Consider the following 12,413-nt stretch of genomic DNA (forward strand, 5'->3'; position numbering starts at 1 on the left):
ACGTAACGCGCTCCGGCCACGGATTCCCGGTCGGGGAGTGCCGCCCGGCGCGACGTGGGTAGCGTTGTCGGTATGGCGAACAGACGTGCGGTGGTGACCGGGGCGAGCTCGGGGATCGGCGAGGCGGCGGTGCGCGCGCTGCGCGCGAGCGGATGGGACGTGGTCGGCGTCGCACGACGCGCCGATCGGCTCGCCGCGCTCGAAGCCGAGGCCGGTGCTGTCGCCTTCGCGGCGGACCTGACGACGGATGCCGACGTCGAGGCCCTCACCGGTTTCCTTGCGGATTCGGGCCCGGTCCACGCGCTGGTCCACGTCGCCGGCGGGGCCCGCGGCACCGACCGCGTCGAGGACGGCCGGGTCGAGGACTGGCAGTGGATGTTCGACGTCAACGTGCTGTCGGCACAGCGGCTGGTCGCAGCGCTGATGCCGCTGCTGCGCCGGGCCGCAGCATCCGACGGTCACGCCGACACACTCTTCGTCACCTCCACCGCCGCGCAGACCGCCTACGCCGGCGGCGCGGGCTACAACGCCGCCAAGGCGGGCGAGGCGATGCTGGCGCACGCCCTCCGGCTCGAGCTCAACGGCGAGCCGATCCGCGTGATCGAGGTCGCGCCGGGCATGGTGCACACGCCGGAGTTCACCCTCAACCGCCTCGGCGGCGACAGCGTGGCCGCGGAGCGCGTGTATGACGGGGTCCAGAACCCGCTGACTGCCGACGACGTCGCGGACGTCATCGCCTACGCTCTCAACGCTCCCGGACATGTCAACCTCGACCTCATCACGATGCGCCCGGTCGCGCAGTCGGCGCAGTTCCTCCTCGCGCGCGGCCCGCTGCGCCCGCGGGGCACGGAGGAGCTGTGACTCTCACCGGCGGCACCGTCGTCACGTACCCGGCCGGCGCCGTCTGCTCCCGCGGCGCCGTGATCCCCGTCGCCGACGTCATGACGACGACAAAGCGCGTCTGACATGGCGATGACCCTGCCCGAGCTCGCCGACGCGGGATTCATCGACCCGGGGTGGTCGACGGCTCTCGCCCCGGTCGGCACCGACATCGCGGCGCTGGGAGAGCGGCTCCGCGCCGAGGTCGCCGCCGGGCGGCAGTACCTCCCGGCCGGCGACCGCGTGCTGCGCGCGTTCCAGCGACCGCTTCCCGACGTCAAGGTGCTCATCGTGGGGCAGGACCCGTACCCCACGCCGGGGCATCCGATCGGGCTGTCCTTCGCGGTCGACGCGCACGTGCGCCCGCTGCCGCGGAGTCTCGGCAACATCTACCAGGAGCTCGAGTCGGACCTCGGCATTCCGCGCGCCCCGCACGGCGACCTGTCGGCCTGGAGCGACCAGGGCGTCATGCTGCTCAACCGCGTGCTCACGGTCGCGCCGGGGGCGCCGGCATCCCATCGCGGCTGGGGCTGGGAGAAGGTGACCGACCACGCGATCCGCACACTCGTCGCGCGCGGAAGGCCGCTCGTGGCGATCCTGTGGGGACGGGATGCTGCGAACCTGCGGCCGCTCTTGGGCGCCACGTCGATCATCGAATCGGCGCACCCGTCGCCCCTCTCGGCGAGCCGGGGGTTCTTCGGGTCGCGGCCGTTCTCGCGGGCCAACGAGCTGCTCGCCCGGCAGGGAGCCGACCCCGTCGACTGGCGGCTGCCCGTCTAGGGGGCCCGCCGACCGCAGATCCAGGAGAGTTCATGCTTGAAGAGGAATACGAGAAGGATCGCCGCAAGCTGCCGCGCCATCTGCAGCGGCAGGCCGAGCCCGAGCGTCCGTTCTCGTTCACGATCCGTCCCGTCGAGGACAGGGACATCCCCGACATCCGCGAGATCTACAACTACTACGTGACCAACTCGGTCGTGACCTTCGACGAGGACGTCTGGTCGGTGGCGCAGTGGCGCAAGAAGCGCGACCGGCTCACCAAGCAGGGGCTGCCCTTCCTCGTCGCAGAGTCGCCGTCGGGCCAGATCCTCGGATACGCGCTCGTGCAGCCGATGTCGAGCAAGTCCGCCTACCGGTTCTCGGTCGAGAACTCGATCTACCTCGGTCAGGCCGCCACGGGCAAGGGGCTGGGCCGGGCGCTGCTCGAAGCGCTCATCGAGGCGTGCGAAGCCGCGGGCATCCGGCAGATGGTCGCCGTGATCAGCGACAAGGGCGCCGAGGGCTCGGTCGCTCTGCACGAGAAGCTCGGCTTCGTCGAGGTCGGCCGCATGGGCCGCGTCGGCTTCAAATTCGGTCGCTGGCTCGGCACGATCTACATGCAGAAGGCCCTCAAGCCGGCGAAGAAGAAGGGTCTCTTCGCGCGCTGATCCTCAGCGACCCGCCCGACCGGTTCCGGAGCGCTGCCGGTTCCAGTCGCGCACGGCGTCGACGAGCTCGCGCCACGCGCCCACGACCTCGTCGTCTGGCAGCTCGGCCTCTCGCGCATCCGCACCCGACCACGTCGCGCGGATGAACCACACGAAACCATCGGGCATCGGATCCCGGCGTCGCGGCGCCGAGCGCGGCGGGGCTGCGGGGGCATCGTCGTCGTGCTCGCCGGTCGAGGTGCCCGCCTCGCCCCACGGGCAGCGATCGATGAGCGTGATCCACTGAGGCGCCTCTGCGACGGGCGGCTGCGCCGACCAGCGCCGCGTGATGCCGGCGATGCCGCCGGTGCGCGCGATGTCGACCTCGACCGCCGGTGGCGCAGCGGACGAGGCGGTCGCGTCAGGACTCGGCTTCTCGGTCATCCGGGATCACGCCGACACCCGTCCACCCGGCGCGGACGGCGTCGACCTCCTCCGACTCCTCACCGTACTCCGAGGCCGCAGCCGCGAGGGTGGCGCGGGCGAACGTCAGGAAGTCCGCGGTGGAGGGGAGCGTCCCCGACGTGAGCGCGCGGTACCAGATGAGCCCGGGGCGCTCCCACGCGTGGCCGCCGAGCGCTTTCGCCGTGAGATAGAAGGCGTGGTTGGGGATACCCGAGTTGACGTGCACGCCGCCGTTGTCGTCGCGAGTCTCGACGTAGTCGCGCATGTGCGCCGGCTGCGGGTCCTTGCCGAGCACGTCGTCGTCGTACGCGGTTCCGGGCGCCTTGAGCGATCGCAGGGCGGCGCCCTCAACGGCATCCGTGAAGATCCCCTCGCCGATGAGCCACGTCGCCTCGTCGACGGCCTGTCGCTCCCGGTGCTGCTCGGCGAGGGCTCCGAAGACGTCGGCGATCGACTCGTTGAGCGCGCCGGACTGCCCGCGGTAGAGCAGGCCGCCCTCGTCCTCGATCACGCCGTGCGCGAGCTCGTGGGCGATGACGCTGAGCGATCGCGTGAAACCCCGGAACACCTCGTCGTCGCCGTCGCCGAAGACCATGCGCTCGCCGTTCCAGAAGGCGTTGTCGTAGTCGCGACCGTAGTGCACGGTCGACAGGAGCGAGCTGCCCGAGCCGTCGATACTGTCGCGCGCGTACGCGTCCCACCAGAAGTCGTACGTCGCACCGAGTCCCTCGTACGCCTCATCGACGGAGGCGTCCCCGGTCGGCGGGTCGTCCTCGCCGCGCACCCGTGTGCCCGGAAGCAGCTCGCGGTGCTTCGCGTCGGAGATCTCGCGATCGGGCGCAGGCGTCGCCTCCGCGACGAGCGTGCCCGGCTCCTGGATCGACAGCCGCAGACGTGAGCGCACCGGACGGTACTCCCGCGGCGCCACGAGGGTGCGGTGCGCCGCATCGGCCGCGCGAGCCCAGTCCTCCTCCTGCACGGCGGCGATGCGGGCGAGCAGGTACGGGGGGACGATTCCGGGGCTCATGCTCCGAACCTATCGGCGGGCTCCGACGGCCCTCGCCGCCTCGCCGCCCCCGAGGCGGTCACGCCGATCCGGCGTCGATCACCGGGATCGACGCCAGCAGTCGCCGGGTGTACGCGACCTGCGGTTGCAGCAGCACCTTCTCGGTCGGGCCCTCCTCGACGATGCGGCCGTCCTTCATGACGACGACCTCGTCGCACAGGTTCTGCACGACGCCGATGTCGTGCGACACCATCAGGAGCGTGAGACCGTCGCGGGCGCGGAGCTCGCCGAGCAGTTCGAGGATCTGCGCGCGCACCGTGACGTCCAGCGCCGACAGCGGCTCGTCGCCGACGAGCAGGCGGGGACGGTGCACGATCGCGCGCGCCAGGGCGATACGCTGCCGCTGGCCGCCCGAGAACTCGTGCGGGAAGCGGTCGGCCATGTCGGCCTGGAGGCCGACGTCGTCCAGCACCTCGCGGACACGCGCGCGGCGGTCGCCGTCGATCCCCAGTGCCCACAGCGGCTCGCCGATGATGCGCCCGACGCTCATGCGCGGGTCGAGCGACGCGTAAGGGTCCTGGAAGACGATCCCCGTCTGCGTGCGCAGCCAGTGCAGCGAGCGCGCCGAATCCTTGGCGTCGACCGGTCGCCCGTCGAAGTCCACGGTTCCGGCGGAGGGGGTGTCGAGGGCCAGCAGCAGGCGCACGAGCGTCGACTTGCCTGAGCCCGACTCGCCGATGAGACCGACGGCGGAGCCCTCGCGCACGTCGATGTCGGCGTCTTCGAGTCCCGTCGTGAATGCCCGCTTCTCGAACAGCCGCGTCTTCGGCGTGGGGTAGCGGCGCGTCAGCCCGCGCCCGCGGATCAGCAGGGTCATCCTCCTCCTTCCGGGGCATCACCCGGGGCCCCCGGCGCGCGGGTGCGACCGCCCTCCGGCCGCCAGAGAGTCGCGGTCGCGTCGCGCAGAAGCTCCCGGGTGACGACGGATTCCGGAGCCGAGAGCAGCCGCGACACCGGCGCCTCCTCCACCACGCGTCCCCGCTCGAGCACCACACCGTGCGTGGCGATCTGCGACAGCACCGCGAGGTCGTGCGTGATGAACACCAGCGACATGCCGTCGTCGCGGGCGAGCGACAGCAGCAGCTCGAGGATCTCGGCCTGGATCGTGACGTCAAGCGCTGTCGTCGGCTCGTCGGCGATGAGCAGCCGCGGCCGGCATGCGAGCGCCATGGCGATCGCGACCCGCTGGCGCTGGCCGCCCGACAGCTGGTGGGGGTAGCGCGCAACGATGCGGTGCGGATCGGGGAGGGCGACACGCGATGCCTCGGCGATCGCTCGGGCAGCAGCATCCCGCTTCGACAGCCCCTCGTGGATGCGGATCGACTCGGCGATCTGGCGGCCGACCGTGCGGATCGGGTTGAGCGCGGTGCGCGGCTCCTGGAAGACGATGCCGATCTCGTCACCGCGGAGCTCCGCGAGCTCGGGATCGGGAAGGCCCAGGATCTCGCGGCCGTTCCACCGCACACTGCCCGAGGCGGTCGCGCCATCGGGGAGGAGCCCCAGGATCGCGAGGGCCGTCAGCGACTTGCCCGAGCCCGACTCGCCGATGAGGCCGACGCGTGCGCCGTCGGGCACGGCGAACGAGACGCCGTCGACGACGCGGCGCTCGCCGAGGTCGACCGTGAGGTCGTGCACCTCGAGGCTCACGACACCACCTCCGGGATGTGAAGACGCGCGCGACGGGTGGCGAAGGGGCTGCGGGAGAGCGTCGGGTCGGTGGCCTCCCGTAGGCCGTCTCCGAGCAGGTTGAGCCCCAGCACGGTGACCGTGATGGCGAGGCCGGGCCACACCACCGACAGCGGGTGCACGGCGATGAACTGCTGCAGCTGCGCGAGCAGCAGACCCCACGACGGCTCGGTGACCGGCGCGCCGAATCCGAGATAGGACAGTCCCGCTTCGGCGAGCACGGCGACCGCCATGCCCCACGACAGCTGCACGATGAACACCGGCGCGACGTTGGGGAGGAGGTGGCGCCACAGGTTCTGCGCCGGAGTGAGGCCGGACGCCCGCCCGGCGAGGACGAAGTCGCTGTGCAGCACGCGGCGCAGCTCCGGTCGCGTGACGCGGGCGATGTTCACGCCGAAGCCGATGCCGACCGCCCAGATCACGACCCACAGGGATCCGCCCCACACCGCCGAGATCATCATCGCGATGATCAGCACCGGGAACGCGATGAGGATGTCGACGAACACCGCCACCGACTCGCGCACCCACCGCGCGGTGAGGGCGCCGAGCGCGGCGAGCGAGATGCCGATCACCGTCGCGACGACGCCGGCGCCGATCGCGACCAACACGGTGGTGCGGGAGCCGGCCATCAGGAGGCTCAGGATGTCGCGGCCAGAACCGTCGGTGCCGAGGAGGTGGGGCCAGCCGGGGAGGGCCCAGCGGTTCGCGATATCGACCTTCTGGGGGTCGAACGGCGTCCAGAACCGGGAGACGATCGCGGTGAGGACGACGACCGCGACCACGATCAACCCGAAGCGTCCGGTGGACAGCGCCCACAGCCGCCCCAGCCACGCCCACCGCGACCGACGCCGCGGTGCGGGCGGCGCCGCGGGCGCAGCATCCGTCCCGTGCACGCTCCCTGAGCTCGTCGACGGGCTCATGGTGCCTCCCGCTGCCGGGGGTCGATGACGCGGTGCACGAGGTCGACCACGAACCCGACGATGAGCACGAAACCGGTCAGGGCCAGGAGTTCGCCCTGCACCTTCGGCAGGTCGCGGGCGGCGACGTCGGCGACGAGCATGCGGCCGATGCCGGGGAGGGAGAACAGTTGCTCGATCACGACGGCGCCCACGATGATGCCCGCGACCTGCAGGCCGAGCACCGTGATCACCGACAGGCCGACCACGGGCAGGCCGTGGCGGATCAGCGCCTGGTCGCGGGTGAGTCCCTTCGCGGCGGCGGTGCGCACGAAGTCCTGGCCGACGGCCTGCAGGGTCGCGCTGCGCACGAACCGCAGCAGCATGGCGCCCTCGACGATGCCGATCGTGAGGGCGGGGAGGATGAGCGAGCGCAGTGCCGCCCACGGATCGCTCCAGCCCGACCGCGGGAAGCCCTGCGCGGGCAGCCAGCCGAGCCACACCGCGAAGACCACGACGAGCATCATGCCCGCCCACACCACGGGCACCGCGGCGAGAGTCTGCGCGCCGACGCTGAGTCCCGTGCCCGCGGCGCGCCCGCGCCGCATCGCCGAGAGCACACCGAGCGGCACACTGATCACGACGGCGACGGTCAGCGACAGGATGCCGAGGGGCACGGTCACCTCCGCCTTCTCGGCGAGTTCGTCCACGACGCTCGTGCCCGTCAGCAGCGATGTGCCGAGGTCGCCGCGGAACAGCCCGCCGATCCAGGTGAGGTACTGCTCCGGGAGCGGGCGGCCCAGGCCCAGCCGCTCCCGGATGGCGTCCTGCTGCTCGGGGGTGGATCCCACACCGGCGATGAGGTGCGCGATGTCACCGGGGAGTACCCGGAGGGTGACGAAGATCAGCACGCTGGCGACGAGAAGCCCGAGCAGGAGCAGGGCGAATCGGGTCAGCGTGTACCGGATCACCCGTTGCTCTGGGCGATCTCGGCTGCGTTCAGCCGCTCGTTCACGTTGATGGTGGGCATGCCCACGACGTTGCGGCCGATCGCGACGACGGAGGCTCCGTTGTACAGCCAGTCGGCCGCCGCATCCTCCGAGACGATGCGGGCCGCCTTCTCGAGCAGATCTGCGGCCTCGGACTCGTCGGTGGCCGCCAGCGACTGGGCGTACAGCTCCTGCACCTCGGCGTTGTCGTAGGTGAAGTAGTAGTCCGGGTTCGCCCAGTTCTCGAAGTCGCGGGCCTCCGTGTGCAGCACGAAGCTCAGGTCGTAGTCGTGGTTCGTGTAGACGTCGGTGAGCCACGTGGTGAAGTCGACCGAGTCGACCTCGAGCGTGATGCCGACCTCGTCGAGGTCGGAGACCAGGATCTGCGGGATCGTCGTCGAGTAGAAGTTGGGGATCGTCAGCGTGAGCTCGAGGTCGTCCTCGTAGCCCGCCTCCGTGAGGAGCTCCTTCGCGGCCTCGGGGTCGTATGGTGCGACGTCCGACAGCTCTTCGTAGCCGGGATCGAGCTCGGGGATCGGCCCGTACTGGGTCTGGCCCGACGCCAGCGCCTCGATGATGGCGTCGTGGTCGATCGCCTGGCGGATCGCCTGGCGCACGCGCTTGTCGGCGAGAGGGCCGGAGGTCTGGTTGAACGCGAGCGTGCCCTTGTCGGTGGACCTGCCGAGCACGAGCGCGAAGTCGCCGTCCTGCTCGACCTGCTCCTTCAGGTTCGCGTCGAACCCGGTCACCACGTCGACCTCACCTGCGAGCGCCGCGTTGAGCGCGGCCTGGTTGTCGGGGATGTAATCGAAGACGATCTCGGCCGCGCCGGAGGCCTCGCCCCAGTAGGCGTCATTGCGCTCGAAGGTGATGCTGTCACCCTGGCGCCACTGGGTCAGCACGAATGGACCTGTGCCGTTGGTCTTGGTCTTGTAGTCGACGGTGTCGCCCTCCTTGAGGACGATGCCGGCGCGGCCCGTGAGGTTCCACAGCAGGCTCGAGTCCGGCTCGCTGAGAGTCAGTGTGATGTCCTGCCCCTCCGCGGTGATCGAGGTGACGTTCGCCAGCCGCGCCGAGTCCCGCCACTGCGGGCTGTCCCGCCGCGTGGTGAGCGACCACACCACGTCCTGGGGGGTCAGTTCCTGCCCGTCGTGGAACGTCACACCCTCGCGCAGCGTGAACGTGTAGGTGACGCCGTCGGGCGAGACCGTCCAGTCGCTCGCGAGCGCGGGGACGATGTCCTGCTCGGGCGTGCGGGCGACGAGGCCCTGGTAGATGTTGTCGACGAGGATCTGGTCCAGCGCCGACCCCGCGGTCTCGCGGATGTCGAGGTTGCTGGGCTCGAGCACCAGCCGGATCGCGACAGAAGCGTCCGGATCGGGCTCGCCGGGCGTCGTCGGCGCGGAGCTCCCGCCGCCACCGCTGCAGGCGCTGAGGACGAGCAGACCGGCGGCCAGCAGCGACGCTGCGGCGAGAGCGGTGCGACGGAGCATGAATGTCCTTTCGGGATGCGTCCCGCGTACTGGGCGAGGCGCCGGCCGCCCAGGGGGGTCGGGGCTGCCGGTGGGTATCAGCCTAGGGATTCCGCGGCGGCGTTCGGCAACCCGCTACCCGGAACGCAACAGAAGCGTTAATGCTTCCCCACCGGCGCCGCAGCGGTCACGCAACGGCGGCCATGGCGCGCAGCCGTGCCCCCAGCTCGAGTGGGATCTCCTCCTGCACGTTGTGCCCCGACGCGACGACGTCGACGGATGCTGCGGGCACACGTCGCGCGAATTCCGCGGCGTCCTCCTCCGTGACGTAGCCGCGCTCGCCGCGCAGGAGCACAGTCGGGGCGGTGACGGCGGCGAGGTCCTCCCAGCCGGACTCGCCGAGCACCGAGGAGACCGCGTCCTGCTGCGCGGCCGCGCTCGCGGCGGCCGCGGGCGATGCCGATGCCGCGTTCGCCAGGCGCGCGAAGTGGTGCTTCCACTCGACGCGGCCGTCGGAGCGGATGCGGGAGTTGAAGAAGACGCCGCGTTCGGCCTTGCGGCGCGTGCCGCCGCCGAGCCCGAAGGCGAGTGCACGGTCGACGAGGTCGTCGCGCGTCGCCCAGGTCGCCGGGCCCGCGAAGAAGTCGCGGATCTGCCGCGCTCCGGCGTTCGGATCCAAGCCCGGTGTGATGTCGATCACGACGAGCTCGCGCACCAGGTCGGGTCGCGATGCCGCGACGGCGGCGGCGGTCAGCCCGCCCAGCGACTGCCCGACGAGCAGTTGCGGGGCGTCCGTCCAGGCGTCGATCCCCGCGGCGACGTCGGGTGCGAGGACGCGCGCGACGTACGCGGCGTCGTCGCGCCAGGACGAATCCCCGTGGCCGGGGAGGTCGATCGCGAGCGCGGGAAGTCCGAGCGCCAGGACAGTGGTGTCCCACGTGTGGGCATTGAGCCCCGCGCCGTGGAGGAACGTCACCACGGGCGCGGCATCGGGGGAGTCCGCCGGGGTGTAGCGCAGCGCGCTCAGGCTGCGCCCGTCGGCGAGCGCGAGCGACAGCCGCTCGCCGCGGGGGACGGATGCCTCGATGCCGGCCTCCGCGGCCTGCTCGGGAAGGAACGAGAATTCGTCGATGGGGCCGCTCACCCGCTCATCATGCCCCACCCCGACGACGCCCGGCCCCGCGCGCGCGTGCCCTCGGTAGTCTGGCGTCATGACGGCAGAACACCGCGTGCACCTCTCGCGGGCGGCGCGACCCGCCTACCAGGCGCTTTCGGCCTTCTCGAAGACCGTGGGCGGCATCGCCGCCGAGAACGGCATCGACGACCGGCTCAAGGAACTCGTGCAGATCCACGCGTCGCAGCGCAACGGTTGCGCGTACTGCGTGCGGGTGCACGTCGAGCGGGCGCTCGCCGCCGGCGTCACGGCGGACGACATCGCGCAGCTCCCGGTGTGGCGCGAGTCCGGCGTCTTCTCCGACCGGGAGCGCGCGGGCCTCGAGCTCGCCGAGGCCTACGTCTACATCCATGAGGACGGCATCCCCGACGACGTCTACAACCGCATCGGCGGGGTGCTGAGCGAGAAGGAGTACGTCGCCCTCAGTTGGATCCTGGTGTCGATCAACGCGTTCAACCGGATCGCCATCGCGGGCCGGTACAGCACGCCGCCCCGCGACGACCTCGTCGGCGAAGACAAGGACGCCGCCGCGGGCGCGGCGTGGTGACGGACGATCCGCCGTCGGTCGACCCGGTCGATCCGTCGGATCCCGCGCGGTCGGGCCGGCTGGCGTTCTCCGACCCCGTCGTTCCCGGCGCAGTGAACCTGCGCGATGTCGGAGGGCTCCGCGCGGGTGCGTCGACGACCCGGTATGGCGTCCTGTTCCGCTCGGGAAACCTGGCACGGCTCGGGGCGAAGGGCGGGAGGGCCCTCGCCGGCCTCGGACTTCGCCGCATCATCGATCTGCGCGCCGATGACGAGGTCGCCCGCGATCCCAGCCGCACCGCGGGCCTGGACGTCGTGACCCAGCGTGTGCCGCTGTTCCTGGGCTCGGTCGACTCGTTCTTCCGCGACGACCTCAGTCTCGACGAGATGTACCGCCTCATCGTCGACGAATCGTCGGAGAACGTGGTGGCGGTGGTGCGGGGTATCCTCGCCGACCAGCCGGTGCTCGTGCACTGCACCGCGGGCAAGGATCGCACCGGTGTCACCGTCGCGCTGACGCTGGCTGCAGCGGGCGTCGATGCCGACGAGGTCATCGCCGACTACGCGCGCACGGAGGCGCTGCTGCCGGCGCGACGCAATCGCTACGTCGTGGCACTCATCCGATCCATGCATCCCCGCGCGGTGAACGTCGAGGACCTCGTCGCGCGCTCGCCCGCGCCGGTGATGCACGCGCTCCTCGCCGACGTCGACGAGCGCTACGGCTCGGCTGCGGAATATCTGCGCACGCACGGGCTCGCCGACGAAGAGCTCGTGGAGCTTCGCCGCGTGCTGCTTCAGCGTGACGCCTAGGAACGGGGCATCCGTTGTTCACGGACGGTAATGAGGTAAGGCAACCCTTCATCAGGAGGTATAGTGGAGGGGCCATGGTTCAGAACATCCAGCCTCAGAGTGCCGCGCACAACGCGTCGGCGTGCCGAGCGTCGCGTCACACGCGCGTCCAGCATCTGATCACGGCCGACGAGTCATCGCTGGCCGAGCTCGAGGCCGTGCTCGCGACGCTGCCGATCTGCTCGACGGGCCGGGTCTTCGTCGAGGTCCCCGACGCCTCATGGCTGGCTGAGATCACCGCGCCGAGCCGCATGGTCGTCACATGGCTCGACCGCTCGCAGCGTTCAGGCGCCCCCGGCACCGGCCGCGGCTGCGGGTCCGGCGAGGCGCTGACGCGCGCCGTCACCGCGTGGGCGGACGAGATGCTGTGCACCGACGGCGACGCGACCCGCATCCACCTGCTGGGCGGCTATCTCGGCACGGCCGACATCGTCGACCACCTGGTCCATCTCGGCATCCGCACGGATGCGATCCACACCCCCGCGCAGTACGGCCTCGCCACCGCGCGCTGAGCCCCGCGCTCGTCCTGTCTGTCTGACGCCGCGTGGCGGGCTCGAGACCCTAGGTACCAGGCCGGTATTCACCCCATTGACGGCGCCCGGGTCGAGGAGTTCGCTAGCGGCGGGCGAGCTCGACGCTCGCCCATTTTCTCCTGGGAAGGGGCGCATCATGCGCAGGAAGATCATGCTGGGGTTCGCCGTGGGGGCCGTCATCGTACTCGGCTCGGCGGGCGGCGCGTTCGCGGGTGAGTTCAACGCCAACGGGGACCCGACCGGCGCGCGGAGCAACGCGAACTCACCGTGTTCATTCTCCGGGCTGGAGGATCACGAGTCGGACGGCTCAGAGGTGGAGCGCGGAGTGACCCAGAACTGGGGCCAGTTCGACCAGGCGGACCGCAAGGCCCTCAGCCTGAACGGCGGCGGTGCTTCCGATGTCGTCATCCCCGAGCTGGGGGAATGGGGCTGCAACGCCCATCTTCACGGGCAGAAGTGACCCGCTGAGCGGCGCG

15 protein-coding genes are annotated in these 12,413 nt (G+C 71.2%); 7 read left to right on the forward strand and 8 right to left on the reverse strand.

Annotated features, from left to right (window positions below):
• The first annotated feature begins 72 nt into the window (after positions 1 to 72).
• The 3 genes from MRBLWH3_RS09220 (at position 73) to MRBLWH3_RS09230 (ending at position 2,303) form a co-directional block, all read left to right on the forward strand.
• The gene (locus MRBLWH3_RS09220) at positions 73 to 861 is read left to right on the forward strand and encodes an SDR family oxidoreductase (RefSeq protein WP_363430871.1); all 789 of its coding nucleotides are present in this window, start codon (positions 73 to 75) and stop codon (positions 859 to 861) included.
• A gap of 105 nt (positions 862 to 966) precedes the next feature.
• Positions 967 to 1,659, forward strand: coding sequence for a uracil-DNA glycosylase (locus MRBLWH3_RS09225; protein ID WP_363430874.1), 693 nt, complete (start codon positions 967 to 969; stop codon positions 1,657 to 1,659).
• A gap of 32 nt (positions 1,660 to 1,691) precedes the next feature.
• Complete coding sequence (locus MRBLWH3_RS09230; RefSeq protein WP_363430876.1) at positions 1,692 to 2,303, forward strand: GNAT family N-acetyltransferase; 612 nt, start codon at positions 1,692 to 1,694, stop codon at positions 2,301 to 2,303.
• Between the two features lie 3 nt (positions 2,304 to 2,306).
• Here MRBLWH3_RS09230 and MRBLWH3_RS09235 read toward each other — a convergent pair whose 3' ends face one another.
• The 8 genes from MRBLWH3_RS09235 to MRBLWH3_RS09270 all read right to left on the reverse strand — a co-directional run bounded on the left by MRBLWH3_RS09235 (position 2,307) and on the right by MRBLWH3_RS09270 (position 10,000).
• Positions 2,307 to 2,726: a hypothetical protein gene (locus MRBLWH3_RS09235; RefSeq protein ID WP_363430879.1), complete on the reverse strand. Its 420-nt coding sequence runs from the start codon at positions 2,724 to 2,726 to the stop codon at positions 2,307 to 2,309.
• Entirely contained in the window at positions 2,704 to 3,774 is a 1,071-nt protein-coding gene (locus tag MRBLWH3_RS09240; RefSeq protein ID WP_363430882.1) for a M4 family metallopeptidase, read from the reverse strand. The genes MRBLWH3_RS09235 and MRBLWH3_RS09240 overlap by 23 nt, the downstream gene beginning before the upstream one ends.
• 58 nt (positions 3,775 to 3,832) lie before the next feature.
• Complete coding sequence (locus MRBLWH3_RS09245) at positions 3,833 to 4,630, reverse strand: ABC transporter ATP-binding protein (RefSeq protein ID WP_363430885.1); 798 nt, start codon at positions 4,628 to 4,630, stop codon at positions 3,833 to 3,835.
• Positions 4,627 to 5,460 carry an ABC transporter ATP-binding protein gene (locus MRBLWH3_RS09250; RefSeq protein ID WP_363430888.1) on the reverse strand — a complete coding sequence of 278 codons (834 nt, stop codon included), beginning with the start codon at positions 5,458 to 5,460 and terminating at the stop codon, positions 4,627 to 4,629. The genes MRBLWH3_RS09245 and MRBLWH3_RS09250 overlap by 4 nt, the downstream gene beginning before the upstream one ends.
• Positions 5,457 to 6,419 (reverse strand): ABC transporter permease, encoded by a 963-nt coding sequence (locus tag MRBLWH3_RS09255; protein WP_363430891.1) that lies wholly within the window; start codon positions 6,417 to 6,419, stop codon positions 5,457 to 5,459. Before MRBLWH3_RS09255 ends, MRBLWH3_RS09250 begins: the two co-directional genes overlap by 4 nt.
• Positions 6,416 to 7,366, reverse strand: a complete 951-nt coding sequence (locus MRBLWH3_RS09260) for an ABC transporter permease (protein WP_363430894.1) — start codon at positions 7,364 to 7,366, stop codon at positions 6,416 to 6,418. Before MRBLWH3_RS09260 ends, MRBLWH3_RS09255 begins: the two co-directional genes overlap by 4 nt.
• Complete coding sequence (locus tag MRBLWH3_RS09265; RefSeq protein WP_363430897.1) at positions 7,363 to 8,877, reverse strand: ABC transporter substrate-binding protein; 1,515 nt, start codon at positions 8,875 to 8,877, stop codon at positions 7,363 to 7,365. Before MRBLWH3_RS09265 ends, MRBLWH3_RS09260 begins: the two co-directional genes overlap by 4 nt.
• Positions 8,878 to 9,043: 166 nt before the next feature.
• Complete coding sequence (locus MRBLWH3_RS09270) at positions 9,044 to 10,000, reverse strand: alpha/beta fold hydrolase (protein ID WP_363430899.1); 957 nt, start codon at positions 9,998 to 10,000, stop codon at positions 9,044 to 9,046.
• A 67-nt stretch (positions 10,001 to 10,067) separates the two neighbouring features.
• Between MRBLWH3_RS09270 and MRBLWH3_RS09275 the strand changes: the two genes are divergently transcribed.
• The 4 genes from MRBLWH3_RS09275 (at position 10,068) to MRBLWH3_RS09290 (ending at position 12,397) form a co-directional block, all read left to right on the forward strand.
• The gene (locus MRBLWH3_RS09275; protein WP_045297469.1) at positions 10,068 to 10,577 is read left to right on the forward strand and encodes a carboxymuconolactone decarboxylase family protein; all 510 of its coding nucleotides are present in this window, start codon (positions 10,068 to 10,070) and stop codon (positions 10,575 to 10,577) included.
• Positions 10,574 to 11,365, forward strand: coding sequence for a tyrosine-protein phosphatase (locus tag MRBLWH3_RS09280; RefSeq protein WP_363430901.1), 792 nt, complete (start codon positions 10,574 to 10,576; stop codon positions 11,363 to 11,365). Before MRBLWH3_RS09275 ends, MRBLWH3_RS09280 begins: the two co-directional genes overlap by 4 nt.
• Positions 11,366 to 11,439: 74 nt before the next feature.
• The gene (locus MRBLWH3_RS09285) at positions 11,440 to 11,916 is read left to right on the forward strand and encodes an SIP domain-containing protein (protein ID WP_363430903.1); all 477 of its coding nucleotides are present in this window, start codon (positions 11,440 to 11,442) and stop codon (positions 11,914 to 11,916) included.
• A 157-nt stretch (positions 11,917 to 12,073) separates the two neighbouring features.
• On the forward strand, positions 12,074 to 12,397 hold the full coding sequence (locus MRBLWH3_RS09290) for a hypothetical protein (RefSeq protein ID WP_363430906.1): 324 nt from the start codon (positions 12,074 to 12,076) through the stop codon (positions 12,395 to 12,397).
• The last annotated feature ends 16 nt before the right edge of the window (positions 12,398 to 12,413 follow it).

It is taken from the genome of Microbacterium sp. LWH3-1.2 (genome assembly GCF_040675855.1).
Lineage (GTDB): Bacteria > Actinomycetota > Actinomycetes > Actinomycetales > Microbacteriaceae > Microbacterium.